This window comes from Pseudoalteromonas sp. SR45-6 (assembly GCF_014163545.1).
Classification (GTDB): Bacteria; Pseudomonadota; Gammaproteobacteria; order Enterobacterales; family Alteromonadaceae; genus Pseudoalteromonas; species Pseudoalteromonas rhizosphaerae.
In genome coordinates, this window is the sequence record NZ_JACJDM010000012.1 from 1 (window position 1) to 17,784 (window position 17,784).

Annotated in this window: 13 protein-coding genes; 5 read left to right on the forward strand and 8 right to left on the reverse strand. The window is 41.0% G+C overall.

What is annotated here, in order from left to right; genetic code table 11:
• Window positions 1-513: 513 nt before the first annotated feature.
• The gene (locus tag H5158_RS07690; protein WP_145241107.1) at window positions 514-1,371 is read right to left on the reverse strand and encodes a tetratricopeptide repeat protein; all 858 of its coding nucleotides are present in this window, start codon (window positions 1,369-1,371) and stop codon (window positions 514-516) included.
• 100 nt (window positions 1,372-1,471) lie between these two features.
• Here H5158_RS07690 and H5158_RS07695 point away from each other — a divergent pair, with 100 nt between their 5' ends.
• Window positions 1,472-2,782, forward strand: coding sequence for a M20 family metallopeptidase (locus H5158_RS07695; RefSeq protein ID WP_182718320.1), 1,311 nt, complete (start codon window positions 1,472-1,474; stop codon window positions 2,780-2,782).
• A gap of 16 nt (window positions 2,783-2,798) precedes the next feature.
• On the opposite strand, the gene H5158_RS07700 is transcribed toward H5158_RS07695, so the two are convergent.
• From H5158_RS07700 to pomA, 4 genes are all read right to left on the reverse strand, one after another.
• Window positions 2,799-4,709 (reverse strand): DNA topoisomerase III, encoded by a 1,911-nt coding sequence (locus tag H5158_RS07700; protein ID WP_182718319.1) that lies wholly within the window; start codon window positions 4,707-4,709, stop codon window positions 2,799-2,801.
• Window positions 4,710-4,781: 72 nt separating this feature from the next.
• Window positions 4,782-5,264, reverse strand: a complete 483-nt coding sequence (locus H5158_RS07705) for a hypothetical protein (RefSeq protein WP_149981193.1) — start codon at window positions 5,262-5,264, stop codon at window positions 4,782-4,784.
• A gap of 147 nt (window positions 5,265-5,411) precedes the next feature.
• Window positions 5,412-6,332, reverse strand: a complete 921-nt coding sequence (locus H5158_RS07710; RefSeq protein ID WP_145241115.1) for a flagellar motor protein MotB — start codon at window positions 6,330-6,332, stop codon at window positions 5,412-5,414.
• Window positions 6,333-6,334: 2 nt separating this feature from the next.
• Entirely contained in the window at window positions 6,335-7,102 is a 768-nt protein-coding gene (gene pomA / locus H5158_RS07715; RefSeq protein ID WP_145241117.1) for a flagellar motor protein PomA, read from the reverse strand.
• Between the two features lie 301 nt (window positions 7,103-7,403).
• Here pomA and H5158_RS07720 point away from each other — a divergent pair, with 301 nt between their 5' ends.
• From H5158_RS07720 to H5158_RS07735, 4 genes are all read left to right on the forward strand, one after another.
• Window positions 7,404-7,646 (forward strand): exodeoxyribonuclease VII small subunit, encoded by a 243-nt coding sequence (locus tag H5158_RS07720; RefSeq protein WP_145241119.1) that lies wholly within the window; start codon window positions 7,404-7,406, stop codon window positions 7,644-7,646.
• Between the two features lie 3 nt (window positions 7,647-7,649).
• A complete protein-coding gene (gene ispA / locus H5158_RS07725) occupies window positions 7,650-8,537 on the forward strand; it encodes a (2E,6E)-farnesyl diphosphate synthase (RefSeq protein ID WP_182718318.1) in 888 nt (295 codons plus the stop codon).
• Between the two features lie 105 nt (window positions 8,538-8,642).
• Window positions 8,643-10,508, forward strand: coding sequence for a 1-deoxy-D-xylulose-5-phosphate synthase (gene dxs / locus H5158_RS07730; protein WP_145241123.1), 1,866 nt, complete (start codon window positions 8,643-8,645; stop codon window positions 10,506-10,508).
• Window positions 10,509-10,904: 396 nt separating this feature from the next.
• On the forward strand, window positions 10,905-13,067 hold the full coding sequence (locus tag H5158_RS07735; RefSeq protein WP_179959160.1) for a hypothetical protein: 2,163 nt from the start codon (window positions 10,905-10,907) through the stop codon (window positions 13,065-13,067).
• A 124-nt stretch (window positions 13,068-13,191) separates the two neighbouring features.
• Here H5158_RS07735 and H5158_RS07740 read toward each other — a convergent pair whose 3' ends face one another.
• The 3 genes from H5158_RS07740 to thiL are packed head-to-tail and all read right to left on the reverse strand — an operon-like array spanning window position 13,192 to window position 17,764.
• Window positions 13,192-16,278, reverse strand: coding sequence for a ligand-binding sensor domain-containing diguanylate cyclase (locus tag H5158_RS07740; RefSeq protein WP_182739779.1), 3,087 nt, complete (start codon window positions 16,276-16,278; stop codon window positions 13,192-13,194).
• Between the two features lie 29 nt (window positions 16,279-16,307).
• Entirely contained in the window at window positions 16,308-16,793 is a 486-nt protein-coding gene (locus tag H5158_RS07745; protein ID WP_145241127.1) for a phosphatidylglycerophosphatase A, read from the reverse strand.
• Window positions 16,790-17,764 (reverse strand): thiamine-phosphate kinase, encoded by a 975-nt coding sequence (thiL, locus tag H5158_RS07750; protein WP_182739780.1) that lies wholly within the window; start codon window positions 17,762-17,764, stop codon window positions 16,790-16,792. Before thiL ends, H5158_RS07745 begins: the two co-directional genes overlap by 4 nt.
• Between the last annotated feature and the right edge of the window lie 20 nt (window positions 17,765-17,784).

Here is a 17,784-nt window from a genome sequence, read left to right on the forward strand (position 1 = left end):
TGAGACTCTAAATTTTTTGCCTTGCTTAGCGAACTAAGCTTGGCTGTTAGAACTCAATCTGTACGAGTGCCCACACAGATGATTGCTTTATATTGTTAAAGAACGTTGCGGTTAAAGTTAAACTTTATCTCGCTAGGGCTGCGCATACTACGCTTTCCTATTTTTTTGTCAACACTTAATTTTAAACTTTCTTAAAAATCTAAACTTAAGTTTTACTCGACTAACTGATTAACTCTTGCAGCTTAAGCGTTGCTGTCTGCCGTCTCAGTGGGGTCGCATTATAGGGCGCGGCGAATTTTACGCAAGCGTTTTTTAAAGAAAACTTGAAATAAAGTGCTGTTCGTTCAATTTACGCGCTAAACACGCTAAAACCCCTAGTCAACTGTACAAAATAACAACGACTTTTCCCTGAAAGGATCTTCAGTATTATCTATTATCGATATTTCGCAAGTTTTTGGCATAAAAAAAGCGCCATTAACTTCGGCGCTTTCCATAAAACAAAATAAAAACGTGTTAATAGAGGATACTGTAAAGCTTTCTTCTATATTTAGCCGCTAAACTATCACCATCCGGTAAAGAGGCAATAATAGCTAAATAACTTACCTTGGCATCGGCAAAATTCAAATCTTTTTTCAACACTGTAAATAGTAACTCTAACGCTTGCTCTTTTTTGCCTGCTTGGTCGTATGCTGCACTTAGTTCAACTTTTAATTCAAGATCGTTAGGATACTTTTCAACTTTCGCTTGTAATGCTTTTAGCTCTGGCGATTCTTGTGCTTGAAGTGCTTGTGCGCACTTTGCTTGAATATTTGTAAAGTATGCATCTTGCTCATTTTCATTTACTGAAGCTAACAAAGCTTGCGCGTCATCCAGTTTATGAATTTGAATGCATATATCTGCCAATACTAATTTTATACGCGCATTTGTATTGTCTAATTCGTAAGCCTGCTTGGCAAAATTAAACGCTTGATTTAAATCCTGAGCGATCAGTGCTTGCTTGGCTTGTTCTAACAACATTTCATGAGGCTGCGGTAAATGTTTACTTAACGCTTCTCTGATTTGAGTTTCAGCTTGTGCACCGGCTAATACATCAACAGGTGCTGAATCTTTTAATAGCACTAAGGTTGGTAATGTTTGTAGTCCAACTTGCTGTGCTAGTTGTGCTGCGAGTGCTTGCTCTAAATCACAATCTAATGTGGCAACTAATATATAGTCACCATAATCTTTGGCTATTGTCTGTAAAATAGCTGCTTGAGATTGACACTCTGGACTTTGTGCTGAAAAGAAACTTAACAGGACTAGTTTTTGTTGTGATGTTTCACCCAGCACTTGTTGAAGATTTTGCGGATTAACATTTACCATATTATTCATTGCTATTGATTGCCATATCAGACTATTTAGGGTTTTATATGGAGGCAAACATAATAATTACAAGCCCAGAATCACAAGCCATAAATCAAAAAGGTCTTTTATGAAATTTCATAGTCTATACGCTGCACTTATACTGCTTAGTCCATTAGCAAGCTCAACAACCTTGGAGCTGAAGTTAGATAAAACGATGCCTGCTATTGAAAAGTTTTACTTAGATTTACACCAGTCCCCAGAACTTTCATACCATGAGCAAGAAACGGGAGAAAAGCTTGCCACCAAATTACGTGCGCTTGGCTATGAGGTGACCGACAATGTGGGTGGCTTTGGTGTAGTAGGCTTATATAAAAATGGTGATGGCCCGACAATAATGATCCGTACTGATACAGACGGCTTACCAATCATAGAACAAACTGGTAAATCATATGCTTCAACAGTCACTGTTATGAATGATGAAGGAGCAAACGTTGGTGTGATGCACGGATGTGGTCATGATATTCATATGAGTTCATTTATTGGTACTGCGCAACAATTAATGCTACATAAAGATGCATGGCAAGGAACCTTAATGATGGTGGCACAACCTGCTGAAGAGGTGGGAGGCGGTGCAAAAGCGATGCTCAAAGAAGGTTTATTTAGTAAATATCCGACTCCTGATCACGTTATCGCTTTGCATGTTAGTGCGAGTGTTCCTGCAGGACAAGTCAGTATGAAAAATGAGTACACCATGGCCAGTGTGGATTCAGTAGATATTACGGTTAAAGGTAAAGGTGGTCATGGTGCTTACCCACATATGACTATTGACCCTGTTGTTATCGCATCACGAATAGTGTTGGCACTGCAAACAATTACCAGTCGCGAATTATCACCTCTTGAACCCTCAGTAATTACAGTGGGTTCAATTCACGGTGGAGCTAAACATAATGTAATTTCGAATGAAGTAAAGCTACAGCTGACACTTAGAAGTTATAATCCTAAAATTCGCGAGCAACAAATTGCAGCTATAAAACGTATAACTAAAGGCATTGCATTAAGTGCAGGATTGGATGAAAGCTTAATACCTGTGGTTTATGTACATGAAGATGAGTCAATCCCATCTACATATAACGACCCTGCACAAACTAATATTGTACGTAGTGCGATTAGCTCGGCGATTGGACAAAGTAATGTACTTGAAACCGAAGCGGTTATGGCAGGGGAAGATTTTGGTTTATATGGCCGCACAGATAAAAACATCCCTATCACCTTATTTTGGTTAGGTGGTGTAGAGCAAGCTCAATATCAAGCGGCACAAACATCAGGGGCAACTTTACCTTCACTACATTCAAGTAAATTTGCACCTGACTATAAAGTTGCAATCCCCACAGGTATCACTGCAATGAGTAACGCTGCGGTGGCTTTGTTTAATCAATAATCTTAGCAATGGATGACTAAGCCGATTTTGTTTTTGGTTTAGTTTTTCTTGTAAAACGCCGCTTTTGCGGCGTTTTTGGTAATTGTGCAAATACGTTGCTATCACAATTTTTGGCAAGTTCCACAAAAGCCGCTAAATCCACTAATAAAGGATTTAAAAATTGTTGATAACTCATTTGTTGTTCTGCTATGTCGCCCAACGATACTTCCCATTTTGCGGTTAGGTCTGGGCTGGCTAAACCATGCGGTAACGCACTGATCAATGCTTTACCTGTATCGGTTGCTAAAATGAGTTTACCTTGACGTCTTAAAAATTGTCTTCTAAATAATAACTCTAAAATACCCGCTCTGGTTGCTTCGGTTCCTAAGCCATCTGTTTCTTTGAGTATTTTTTTGATTTCTGGATCTTTAACGTACCGACTAATACCTGTCATTGCACTAAGCAGCGTTGCATCATTGAAATGAGCTGGCGGGCTGGTCATTTTATCAATTACTTCACCGCGTTCACACTGCAACTGTTGCCCTTTAATTAATGGCGGCAATATCTGCTCATCTTTTAATGCGGTTTTTCCCATTAACGCTTTAAAGCCTAAACTTACATCTTGTTTTGCGTTGGCTTTAAAGATACCACCATTAATTGTTATTTCAGCCTTTGTTTCATTGTAAATGTAGTCTGGATAAAACTGGATCAGATAATGACGGCTAATAAGACCATACACTTTACCTTCTTCAACGCTCAAACTTGCTGACTTTTGCTGCTTAGCGGTAGGAATAATGGCGTGATGCGCAGCCACCTTAGCATCGTTAAAACACTTACTGCGTTTACTCACATCTGCGCCTTGGCAATGAGTGTCATTTTGCCCGCCATTGATGGCAATTGCCTTTATTATACTGGCTGCTTCTTGGTGATGATCTTTGGGCAAGTAACGATTGTCTGAACGTGGATAGGTAATTAGCTTGTGACGCTCATATAAATTTTGACAAATATCCAATACCTTTTGTGCAGGCATTGAAAAAGCTTTCGCAGCATCAATTTGTAACGCTGACAAATTATACGGCAAAGGTGCTTGTTGCTTTTTCTGCTTTTGTTCAAGCGCAGTAACTTCACCTGATTGATTAGAAATTCGCGACGCAACATTCTCAGCAAGGCCTCGATGGAGCACTCGCCCCTCTTCATCTTGATAAGGTTCACACGCTTTGCTTGGTTGCCACTTTGCTGTAAACGGCTCTTTATTTTCGGTACTTAAATGGGCTAATACTTCATAAAAAGGTTTTGGCACAAAATTAGCAATCTCGTTATCACGCTGAACAACCAATCCTAATATTGGTGTTTGTACACGCCCTACTGATAATACATTACCAAACCCTGCTTTTTGACCTGCAAGCGTATAGGCGCGCGTTAAATTCATACCAAACAGCCAATCAGCTCGCGAACGCGCCAAAGCAGATACACTAAGTGGAATAAATTCACGGTTAGAGCGAACGTTTTGCAGCGACTTTTTAACCGCGCTAACATTCAAATCACTGATCAATAAACGTTGAATTTGCTGTTTTTTGGCTTGGCTAAGTTTAACTTGCTCAATCACCTCATCAACAAGTAATTGCCCTTCTCGGTCTGGATCACCAGCATGAACAAGTTGATCAGCTTGTTTGATTAACTTTTTAAGTACCGTAAGTTGCTTACGAGTTTTAGATTTTGCTTTTAACTGCCATTGCTGTGGGATAATCGGTAAGTCATCAAAGCGCCATTTTTTATATTGCTCATTATAATCATCAGGCTCTGCCTGCTCGAGCAAGTGACCTATACACCAAGAAACACAATCGCCATTAGCCACTTCAATATAGCCATCATGTTTTTTATGAGGCTTTGGTAGCGCATCAGCAATGGCACGACCTAAAGATGGCTTCTCGGCTATATAAAGTTTCATAGGGCACTATCAACAACTGGTTATTTACACAGTAGTTTAGCACACGTAATTTAATCTACAAATAGTTAATGATTAGCTCTTTAAACTGCGATTTTTTCGCATAAATAAATACAACAGAGGAAGGTAGCACACAACGACAGTGCCAATATTGATTAAAGGTAATAACGTTTTATATAGCATAGTGCTATACGATAAATCCCAAAGGTGGCGATCCACTAATCTAAATAATTGTAAGATAGGCGCACTAATTACAACCAACTGACCGATCACACTTTGCCAAAGATACACTTTATCTTTAATAGCCCAGTAAGCAATCAAAGCCATCCAAGCAATATCATTAAAAGCCCAAACTACATAACGCCAAATATAAGGGTCATCTAACTCTCTAAGGCTTGAATAAATCACAGCGCCATACAAGAAGAAAACAGCTGTAATCAAGACAAAGCGTAATGCCAACCAATCCTTACGTATGTAAAATACAAAAATAGCTGGGAGTAAAAATAACACCCAGCTATATTCAAGTATAAAAATTAAATTGTTCACCCAATTAGGCATTGACGTTACTTAACATTCTTCTCTTCATCATCGCCACCAGAACCATTGCCCGGCATATAACTATATTTATCAACGTTTTTCATCAGACACTCCGTTACACTTGTTAAAAAACTACTTTAAGCTAAATTAGGTACTTTGCCAAGCATCTTAACGAACATCTATCGGATCTGATTCCTTAGCCTTGCCTTGCATTATTGAAATTTCCACGCGGCGATTACGTCGTCTATCCGCATCAGAATCATTTGGAACAAGTGGTCGAGTTTCGGCATGACCGACAACAACCATTCTGGTTTTATCAAAGCCTTGCGCTTTTTGCATTTCAGTTGCAACCGCAACTGCACGCTTCGATGATAAGTCCCAGTTATTGGTATACAGCTCATTCGAAACTTGAAAATCATCAGTATGACCAGACACCGTAATTTCACCTGGCACATCTTTTAGTAACGCAGCTATATCACGAATGATTGGTTTAAACTTAGGTTGTAAAAATGCACTCCCAGATGGAAATGAACCATTTTCACGAATACGAATAATAATTTGCTGACCTAATGATTCCAACTCAACAGCACCATCCATGATTTGTTGTTCCAATTGCTGGGCTATCTTTTTAACTAACTCATTAACCTGCTCTTGATCAGCTGCAGAAATAGATTGTTCTGATGCTTGTTGTTGCGCTGTACTTTGTGACTCACCGCCACGCTTATTACCGCGTTGCTCTTGACGACCGCCAGCTGAGCTTTCATCACCAGCCTGAAACTCAAGCATTTGCTGGGTCATTTCGACAGTTTGCTGTTGAATGGTTTCGATTGGAGTAGGTTCAGGTTTACCTGGGGTGAACTCCATCGCGATAACGGATGTTCCTTTGGGAATATCTTTTACTTCTATTTTATTTTGTACACCAAAGGCAAACTTCATTGAGCCTGCGATTTGTTTAAATTTAAGTACATCCATTTCTGAAAACGCGAGTAAAAGTACAAAGAAGCACATCAATAGTGACATCAAATCCGCGAAGGTACCCATCCATGCTGGTAACCCGGGTGGTGGACACTTGCACTCTTGATCTGACATGCTTACTCCTCAGTATCCACTTTTCGTTTTGATTCAGCGAGGTAGTTTTTCAAAATACCTTCGATGACTTTTGGATTTTGGCCATCTTGTATACCTAATACCGCATCTAAAATTAGCCGCTGATTCATTGCTTCTTCGTCTTTACGCAATTCCAATTTTACTTGGATAGGAATTGCCACCACGTTTGCTAAAAACGCACCATATAATGTTGTTAAAAGCGCTACCGCCATCGCAGGACCAATCGCTTTAGGGTCATCCATATTCGACAACATCGCAACTAGACCAATCAAAGTACCTATCATACCCATCGCAGGCGCAATATCGGCAAGCGCTTTAAACAAACCGGCCCCCGATTCATGACGAGTAGAAGTAAGAGAAATATCTTTTTGCAAGGTGGCACGAACAACATCAGCGTCATGACCGTCAACAAGCATATCAACCCCTTTACGCATAAACGCATTGGGTATTTCTGCTTCCTCAAGTGCTAAAAATCCGCCTTTACGGGCCGAGTCTGCAAGTTCAACTGCTTTTTCGATAAGCTCTTCAGGTGACTCTATTTTGAACATGAAGGCTTTAGCCGCGACTTTACCGATACCGAGGAATTGACTCATCGTATAGTTTGATAACACTATAAAAATCGAACCACCGAAAACAATAACCACCGATGGCGTGTTATAAAACATAGCCACTTCGCCGCCACTACTTAGTACCATTGACATAGCAATAAGACCAATAGCTCCGAGAATACCTATAATGGTTGCTAAATCCACTTACCCCTCCAGAGGAATCGATGCTTTGTTGCTACCAGCAACAAATTTTTATTATTAACAGCTTATCGGCAATCTATTGAATTACTTAAACCATTTAATGAAAAAAATGAAATGAAAGTTTTCAACCCTGTTTAGCATTTTAAGCTACCATTGATAACCTGCAAGGCTTAAGTAAAGGTATAAATAATTAAAAGTGGCAAGAAAACAATTAATTATTCAAAAAAAATGCATCACCCTTTGACCTAGTTTAGCATTCCCCCTAAAATTGGCCTCACATTTCTATCATCTAAGTTAAATCAGTATGGCGACGAAAAAACCAGAGAACCTAAGCTTCGAGCAAGCGCTTGATGAATTATCCTTAATCGTCACAGAAATGGAGCAAGGAGAGCTTTCCCTTGAGCAATCATTAAAACAGTTTGAACGCGGTATTGCTTTAGCCGGCGCATCTTCAAGTAAGTTACAACAAGCTGAACAAAAAGTAGCTATTTTAATGGGTAGTGATAGTCAGTCACCACTTACTAACTTTGATAATGATTTGGAATAACGGGTGTTAATAACAGAGCAAATAAAATGTGCTCAACAAGATGTTGAAGCCACTCTCAATCGGTATTTTGAGCAACCGCTCGATACCGAGCACAGCATCAAACAAGCCACCCACTACAGCGTTTTAAATGGCGGTAAACGATTACGACCATTTTTAGTGTATGCCACGGGAAAAATGCTTGGCGCAAATAAACAAGATTTAGACGTGTTGGCTGCTGCTATTGAATGTATTCATAGTTATTCGTTAGTTCATGATGATTTACCCGCGATGGATGACGACGACCTGCGACGTGGTAGACCGACTTGCCATATTGTCTATGGCGAAGCTCATGCTATTTTAGCCGGTGATGCGCTGCAAACATTAGCGTTTGATTTAATTGCTAACCATTCATTTAACGTTCCTGCACAGCAACAGTTAAAAATGATTGCAGCACTTGCCAAAGCATCGGGTATTGAAGGTATGGTCGGTGGTCAAGCACTGGATATTGCAGCGACTGACAAATTAGTCAATTTAGCTGAGCTCGAACGTATCCATAAATTAAAAACAGGTGCTTTGTTAAATTGTGCAATTACTTTAGGTGCATTATGCGCAGCTGATACAAATCAACAAACATTATTACAATTAAAACAGTTTGGTGATGCAATTGGGCTGGCTTTTCAGGTGCAAGACGATATTCTTGATATCGAAGGTGATACCCAAGTCTTAGGTAAACCACAAGGCTCCGATGTTGCAGCAAATAAAGCGACCTACCCTGCTCTACTTGGGCTTACAGGTGCAAAACAAAAAGCACAATCATTACTAAAATGCGCACTCGATGCGTTAGCAGCAATAGATGCTGACACTTCTGAGCTAGAAAACTTGGCAAAATATATTGTTGAACGCGATTATTAATTCTAGGCTCTAGCTTGAGCAAGTAATGATGTACAAAATAACTAAAGAATCAGAGTAATATTACGCTATAATGACCTCTGGTTAGCGAAGGATGTATTAAAAATCATGACACTTGATAGTAGCAAGTATCCATTATTAGGTTTGGTTGACGAACCAGCCCAGTTGCGTGATTTAGCGCAAGACAAATTACCTGCTTTTAGTAATGAGTTACGTGATTACTTACTAAACTCAGTCTCGCAAAGTAGTGGTCACTTAGCATCAGGTTTAGGCACAGTTGAGCTTACTGTAGCGCTTCATTATGTATATAACACCCCTGAAGATCGCTTAGTATGGGATGTAGGCCATCAAGCATACCCACATAAAATTCTCACAGGGCGCCGTGATCAAATGCACACGATCCGCCAAAAAGACGGTTTACATCCGTTTCCATTTCGTGAAGAAAGCCACTACGACACTTTTAGTGTTGGCCATTCAAGCACCTCGATTTCTGCTGCTTTAGGCATGTCAATTGCGGCGCAAAAAGAAGGCAAAGGACGAAAAACAGTAGCGGTTATTGGTGATGGTGCGATTACCGCGGGCATGGCGTTTGAAGCAATGAATCACTTAGGTGATGTTAAATCTGACATGCTGATCATATTAAACGATAACGAAATGTCGATTTCTGAAAATGTCGGTGCACTAACTAATCATTTCGCTCGTATCTTATCAGGCAGTTTTTACACTAACATTCGTGAAGGTAGTAAAAAGCTGCTATCTGGCGTGCCACCAGTAAAAGAATTAGCCAGCCGCATGGAAGAGCACTTAAAAGGCATGGTTATCCCAGGCACCTTTTTTGAAGAGTTAGGCTTAAATTACATTGGCCCAATTGATGGTCATGATGTAAACATGTTGGTTGATACACTGCGCAATATGCGTAACCTAAAAGGGCCGCAGTTACTGCATATCAAAACCCAGAAAGGTAAAGGCTATAAACCAGCAGAAGCAGATCCAATAGGCTATCACGGCGTACCTAAGTTCGACCCTGCGATTTCCAGCCTACCAAAATCAAAACCAGGCGCTGCGACTTTTTCTAAAGTATTTGGCGATTGGTTGTGTGACATGGCAAGTCAAGATGAAAAGCTTATGGCAATCACCCCGGCTATGCGTGAAGGCTCAGGCATGGTGCGTTTTTCAAAAGAATACCCTGAGCAATATTTTGATGTTGCCATTGCCGAGCAACACGCGGTTACTTTAGCCGCAGGTTTTGCCTGCGAAGGCTTAAAACCAGTTGTCGCTATTTATTCAAGCTTTTTACAACGTGCCTACGATCAGCTTATTCACGATGTTGCTCTGCAAAACTTACCCGTGTTATTTGCAATTGACCGTGCTGGTATTGTTGGTGCTGATGGCGAAACTCATCAAGGCGCATACGATTTAAGCTTTATCCGTTGTATCCCCAATATGATTATCATGGCACCGAGTGATACTAATGAATGTCGTCAAATGCTGTACACTGGTTATCGTTGTAACAGCCCTGTTGCAGTTCGTTATCCTCGTGGTAGTGCTGGCACAACTGAAATCTGCGAGCAAATGACTGAGCTTGAAATTGGTAAAGGTCGTGTGATTAAACAAGGCGCTAAAATCGCAGTTTTATCCTTTGGTACTTTACTTGAAAACGCTCAACTGGCAGTCAATGAATTAAATGCTAGCCTCGTTGATATGCGTTTTGTTAAACCTCTTGATAGCGCACTAATCGACACTTTATTAGCCGATCATGACGTCATTGTAACCCTTGAAGATAACGCGATTGTTGGTGGTGCAGGCTCTGCTGTTAATGAATATTTAGCAGCTATAAAAGCAACAGTAAGCATCCTTAATTTAGGTATTCCTGATGAGTTCATCAAGCATGGCACGCAAGAACAAATGCATGATGAAATGGGCTTAGGCTCACAAGGTATACTCGATAGCATAAAAAACTTTATTACTAAGTAACCAACGTTTAAGTTAATAAAATAACAAAGGAGCGTAGGCTCCTTTGTTATTTATTTTCAAACATTTAAAAAAATCTCACTTTTTTTCAACTTTCTTGCATCCAATTATTTCCCTGCCACGTTTATTCACTGAGGTTAGCTCGTGAGCAAAGTGTTCACGCTTTTATATAATACCAATCGACTTAAATATTTAGCCTTTCTAGCGTGCTAAATAAAGCGCTAACGGCGTTATGAATTTTTCATGTAGAACAACTACATATAAAAATTTATGCCTTGTTATCACTCTATTTATCCGTCGCTATAAATGACTAACAACTTAACACGATTGGTATAAGCTGTTTTAAGCCAAGCTCTTTGTATGTTCACATTTGATGGAATATTTAAGAAGGTACAAGTTATGAAAACGTTAAAATCAGGCGAAAGCACCAAATCTATTCACGCACAATTAATGACCAGTAAACTTTGTTTGTCTGCGCTTACTCTAGCAATTTTGATTGGCTTAACCGGCTGTAGTGGCGATGATGGAAAAGATGGCGCTGTAGGCCCGCAAGGTGAAATGGGCATGGACGGCGTCGATGGTAGTAATGGCGCTGATGGGACAAATGGTAGCGATGGCACGAATGGATCAGATGGTACTCCAGGATTTGCAGCAGCAACTTTTATTTTGGCTAATAATGGTGCTGATAATGCAGGCACCGTTGATTTGATTAATCAAAATGCTGCAAAGTTAAAAACATTTAATAGTGGTGCAAATGAAGGTGTTGCATTTGATAGCTTAGGTAATTTAATTCAAGCCAGCGATTCTGGTAATGGCGCTCTTAGCACCGTTTGCCAAGTATTAAGCCGTGCCGATGGGGGTATGTTTGACAGTAATCGTGATCGTACCATTACCGGCAGCAACACTACGTTAGTCAATCCCAAAGGTATTCATATATCAAATAAGCGCGGACTCATTTTTGCCGCTGACTTTAATGCCATGCAGATCACTGTCTTTGGTGCTACCGCCGCAGGAAATGCAGCGCCTTTAGCTAGTACAGTTACAGACGCAAAACCGTGGGATGTAACATACGATGATATAAACGATCGCTTATATGTGGCACTCACTAATGGTGATGTTGCAGTATACGATAATTATGTAGATGGTGGCTTTACCGCTATGGCAACTCGTACAATCACACCCAGTGATGCAAGCGGTAACAAAGTTTCCGTTAATATTCATGGTATCGTTTATGATGCTGATACAAATAAATTAGTACTTTCTGACGTCGGCAGTGCCAGTGATGCAACCGACGGCGCATTATTTGTGATCAACAACGCATCCCTTGCTACTGGCAATACCACGGTTGCTCGCAGTATCGCTGGCCCTGCTACTATGCTTGGTAACCCTGTGGATATCAGCCTGACTGGTAGCGACTTACGCGTTGCAGAAAAATCTAATGATGCAATTCTGGTATTTAGCAATATCTTTAATGGCGTCAGTGGTGACATTAGTCCAGATAGCGTCACCGCAACGATTAAGCCAGAGTCAATAACCGCAACAGTGATGCATAATGATATGCCTGATGTATCTGACAGTTATATGACTAATATGCCATTGATGGGTATTGCTGTAAGTAGTAATCCAAGCGCGGCAGGCCCTACAACAGGACAAATTTCACGTCTAAATGCACAGTTAACAAGTGAAATTGGCAGTTATAATGCAAGTCAAACAATCGAAAGTGTTGCCTTTGATAAAGCCGGTAACAGCTATGCGAGCTTTGATAACAGCACAACCTCTGTAGGTGGAATTGTTATTTCCAATAAAGTCGCGATGCACCGTGATGGCGAGGTATTTACACTAAGCCAAGATTCTATCATCAGCGGCAGTAATACCGGCCTAATCTCGCCAAAAGGTATTGATGTAGCATCAGACAGTGGGATGATTTTTGTCGCTGAAAACAATGCCACAACACCGGGAATATTAATATTCTCAACATGTACTACGGGTGATGTAACGCCCCTTTTGACGCTCACAGCAAGCGGTGGTGCACGTCCATGGGATGTTGACTATGATGTCACTACTGATAGAGCATTTGTGGCATTAACCAATGGGACTATTGCTGTTTTTGATGAAGTTAAAAGCAAGCTAATGGCGGGTATGAGCACTGTAACCGGGGAAGATCGCTTAATTACACCCGCAACAGCAGGAGTCGCATTCCCAGCCCCTACCAATATACATGGCATTGATTACGATCCACTAAGTGACTCATTAATTGTCTCAGATGTAGGCAGTGCCGCTGACGCCACTGATGGTAAATTATTTGTATTAAATAATGCAGGAACCGGATCAGGTTTGAACAATGTCAGTGTCAATATCGCCGGACCTGCAACCATGCTCGGTAATCCTGTCGATATTATGTTTACCGGCAATCATTTATACGTAGCCGAAAAATCAAATGGCTTAGTCATGCGGTTTGATAATATTCTCAATAGCCCCAGCGGTGATATTGCAGCCAGCGTAAGCTACTCATTCACAGCTCCTGAGTCTGTTGCTATTTTACCAAGCTGGCTAAATCGCTAACCATCAAGGACAGTTAAATTAACTGCCTTTAGTTGGCCTCCCAATGCCTTAACTTTTCGAGTTAAGGCATTTCTTATCTTTAACTAACAGCAGTCTTAGAATAAGCAAACGCATAATTAGCCAATTAGCGCATCCACACTTTGATATCTGCTAAACCATTAGCTTGTAATACACTCAGTTGTTGCTCAACATTGTTGGTTTGCTCAAACTCAAAGGCATCTAATTGTTCATCAAAGGTGATGTTTGCAACACCATCGCCACCGCGCTTTTTAACTTGATGTAGCGCGATATCCGCTAAGTTGACAGAGGTTTCCCAACCAATAACCTGACCACCTAATAATGGTAATGGGTAAAATGAAAAGCCAATCGATGCGGTCAAGTTTATACTGTCACCACTGGGCAACTTAAATGTGTGATCAGCGATTACTTTACATAGCTGCGCAACATAACTATCGATTGCAGTGCGTTTAAAGTCACGTAGCAGTAACAAGAATTCATCACCACTCCAACGGGCAACATAATCAGATCCTTGGGTACGAGAGTTAAGCAATGCAGCCATTTGCTGCAAACAACTATCACCACCAATCGGTCCATAAGCGTCATTAATGCGGCTAAAATTATCAAAATTAATGATTAGCAACACCAAGGATTTTCCCTGCGCTTGTAATGATTGTGAGTTACGCTGAAAGTGCTCTATATCTTTTGGTAGTTGATCAAATAAGAAGCGACGACTTCTCAGCCCAGTAAGCTCATCTGAGTGACTCATAAGCTTTAGCTGTGAGTTAACTTGATTTAGCTTATCATTAGCTTGTCGCAGCTCCCCGGTGCGCTCCGTGATCAGACTTTCAAGCGCGGTTTGCTTACGGCGCTCTTGCTTTCTAAATACCCAAAACACTAAATAAAATAATAAAATAAAACTACCAGTGATCAACAACCGAAAATAAATTGTTTCATCAAACCGTCTTGGTACCACAAATGAATATTCCGTACGTTGCGCCTTCTGCCAGCCTTCACCTTGTCGTTTAGCCTCAAGTTGAAACAAAAATGCACCAGGCGGTAAATTGGTATAAATAGCTTCACGACGGGTATTAGCATAACGCCAATCGCTGTCTAAACCAGTTAAACGATAGCGAAACTCAATACTGGTCGGTGCATAATAGTCTATCGCTGTATATTTAAGGGTGATATCACGTTCATCGATTTCTAATTCAGGATTACGCCCTAATGCAGCTGTTGCAAGTTTACGTATCCCAGTATTTAAACTCTCAACCTTTGGCTGTAATGGTTTAACGCCAAACAGCTCAATATCCTTAGGGATCTCCACGACCCCCTGTAGGCTCGGATACCACATTGAATTACCTAACTCCGCCACAGCGTCATGGCCAAGGCCGGTACAACACTGGCTGGCCTTACCGTCAAGTTGACGATCGTATGACGAAATAACCTGCTCTACTTTTAAGCTTTCAATATCGGTACTAAACTGTTCAACCGGCATTCGGTAGACACCTTTCATGGTACTAACCCATATGCGCTTGAGCTTTTCATCATAACGTAAACTAAAAATAGAACCGTAAGGTAAGCCATTGGTAGCATCTAACTGACGCCAATGCCCTTGTGTGCTTCGATAAAATAAACCATCATTTAATGAGCCGATTAATATACCAACTCCATCAATGTTTAAGATGCTTGTAACATAAGCACTTTCAAGACTAGTTTGATCGCCAATTTTTTCAATACCACGATCAGTAAAGTAGTAAGCGCCTTTGCTAGTGCCAATTAAACCAAAATTAGCTTCATCAACGACATAAGTAATAAACTTACTGCCTAAAAATGCGTTATAAGCAAATGGGGTTAAACCACCGTAACTAAGCCGATACATACCCCGGCCAGTACCAAGCCAAAAGCCTCCTTTGCTGGAGCGACTAATCGCAAACACCGGGTTATCTTTTAAAGCGCGTCCAGGGACAGTGAACAAGGTGTTGTTTTCATAAATATACACACCACGTCCAGTGGCGATATATAAACGTGAGCCATCAAACTGTAAATCATGCACGGCTGCACGTCCGTATTGATTACTTGGGATTTGATTGATAAAGTTTTTATCTAAATCAAAGTAGCCTACACCACTGCGGTTAGCGACCCACAATCTCCCATCGGGCGCTTGGCTAATGGCCATAACCGCTTCGGTCATTTGTGATATAGCTGAGTGACGTTCTATTCGGCCTTCGTGCGCAAGCCATAATCCTTCACTAAAACTCGCAAGCCAAATATTATTATCATTATCGCGATATAAATCAGCAAACCAAATACTTTGGTCAAGTTGGCTCGGTTCAACCCATTGCCAATCGCCGGAGTTGTCTCGAAACAGTAAGCGCCCATAGGTCGAAATCCACAGTGCTCCATTTGAGTCACTCATAAATTTATAAACCGCTGAGTTATTCGCATTGGGCAGTGGAAAGGGCCTTAACTCGTCATCTAAATCTAAAAAGTAAGCACCGAGCTCTGACGCTAAATATAAGTTGCCTTCCAGCCATGCTAAATCATGAATAATCGTTTGTGCTAAACGCTCAGGTATAGATACCTTAGCAGTTAGTTCTAAGCGTAATTTTGCAAAATCAGAGGAGGAATTAGTTAACCGTAGCAAGTATCGTTCATTCACCAGCCAGATCCCTTCTGGCGATAATGCCAGCTGACTGACAGTACCAACAATCTGCTTTACTGAACTGGCACTCATTACAGGGACTAGTAAGTCATGCACTGCGCTGACATTGATCTGATTGCGAGATACAAAGTACAGGCCATTCGCTGCTATCCAAATACTGCCTTTCGCATCTTCGATAACATCGCGTACAGGGCCTTTTACACTAAACTCTTGCGCTGCCATAGTGGTGGGATCGATGACCACAATACCATCTTTAGTACCAATCCATAAATAGCCTTCGCTATCGACTAGTAATTTATTAATGCCGTTACTGGGTAAGAAATTACTATTTAAGGTGTTGTAATTAGTGAATGTATTGCCATCAAAGCGACTGAGGCCAAACTGAGTTCCCAGCCACATATAGCCTTGCTTATCTTGCACGACACTTTTAAGTGACTGCGATGGTAAGCCATTTTGCATATTCCATTGTTTTACAACATAGTCGGTAATTGACGCCTTACTTGGCATACTGCAGAACAGCACAATAATAACCAATAAAAATCGCATCATAACGTCAATACCTCGTTGCAAAACTAAGGTTAAAAGGGCAAATAACCCATTTTAAACAATGCCTGAACACAAATTAAAGAAAATATACCAGCTAAAACATCATCCGCCATAATACCTACACCACCATGAACCCGCTTATCAAGAAAGCGAATAGGACCTGGTTTAGCGATATCAAAAAAACGAAATAACAAAAAACCCACTAACAAAGACTGCCAACTTAATGCAGCTCCGATCATGGTAATGTAAAATCCGGCAACTTCATCCCATACAATCGCGGGATGATCATGTACTCCCAGATCATCAGCGGTTTTGCCACATGCCCATATACCAAAAATACTAATAACTACCGCAAATACAATTTGTAACCACAGCGGGAAATACATAGTAGTAAAAATAAACGGTAGCGCAGCAAAGGTACCAAACGTACCCGGCGCTTTAGGCGCTAACCCTAAACCAAAGCCCAAACCAAAAAATTGATGAGGGCGCTTTAAATTAAATAATGCAGGTTTATTCAAACCGACTCCTTGGTGAAGTGTTCAAAACCAGCATCATCATATGCTAATTTTTCGCCATCGAGCATCAGCTCAACCTCGCCTTCACCACTTTTTATTTGTCCAATGCAGGCTGCATCTACACCATACTGGCGCAATTTCATTTCCAGCATACTTTTATTGCTATCAGGTACCGTAAATAACAACTCATAGTCATCGCCATAATTGAGGATAAACGGCAGTTGTTGATCTCGTTCTAAAGTAGCACGCAATGCATCCGAGGTTGGTATTTTATTCACATCAATACAAGCGCTAACTTGCGACAGAGCTAAAATATGCCCAAGATCTGCCAATAGACCATCTGAGATATCAATCGCTGATGATGCTAAACCGCGTAATACTTGCCCCGCAGCAACACGCGGAGTTGGGTAATCAAATCGTTGATTAACGTACCTTAAGTGCTCTGGAGCAATCTTAATCTCTTGCTTACGAGCTTCAATCGCAAGCCCGGCATCACCTAGCGGCCCTGTAACATAAACCCAGTCACCTACTTTAGCACCGCTTCGGCGCAGTGCTTTACCTGCAGGCACTGTACCTTTAGCACAAATAGTAATTGTTAACGGCCCTTGCGTGGTATCGCCACCAATGATTTGCACATTAAAATACTCTGCGATTTCATGCATGCCTTCGGTGAATTCTTCCAGCCACTCAACATCAATATTTGGCAACGTTAAAGCAACCGAAACCCACGTAGGCTCAGCCCCCATAGCAGCTAAATCACTTAAGTTTACGGCAAGAGCACGATGGCCTAATGCACGCGGATCGATGTCATCAAAAAAGTGTACGCCTGCTACCAGTGTATCGGTGGTAATCGCTAACTGACAATTTTCAGGAACAGTAACCAATGCACAATCGTCACCAATCCCTAAATTAACATCGCGACGAATTATGCCACGACCTTTAAAGTAGCGATTTATTAATTCAAATTCCTTCATACACAAAAAAGCCGGCCTAT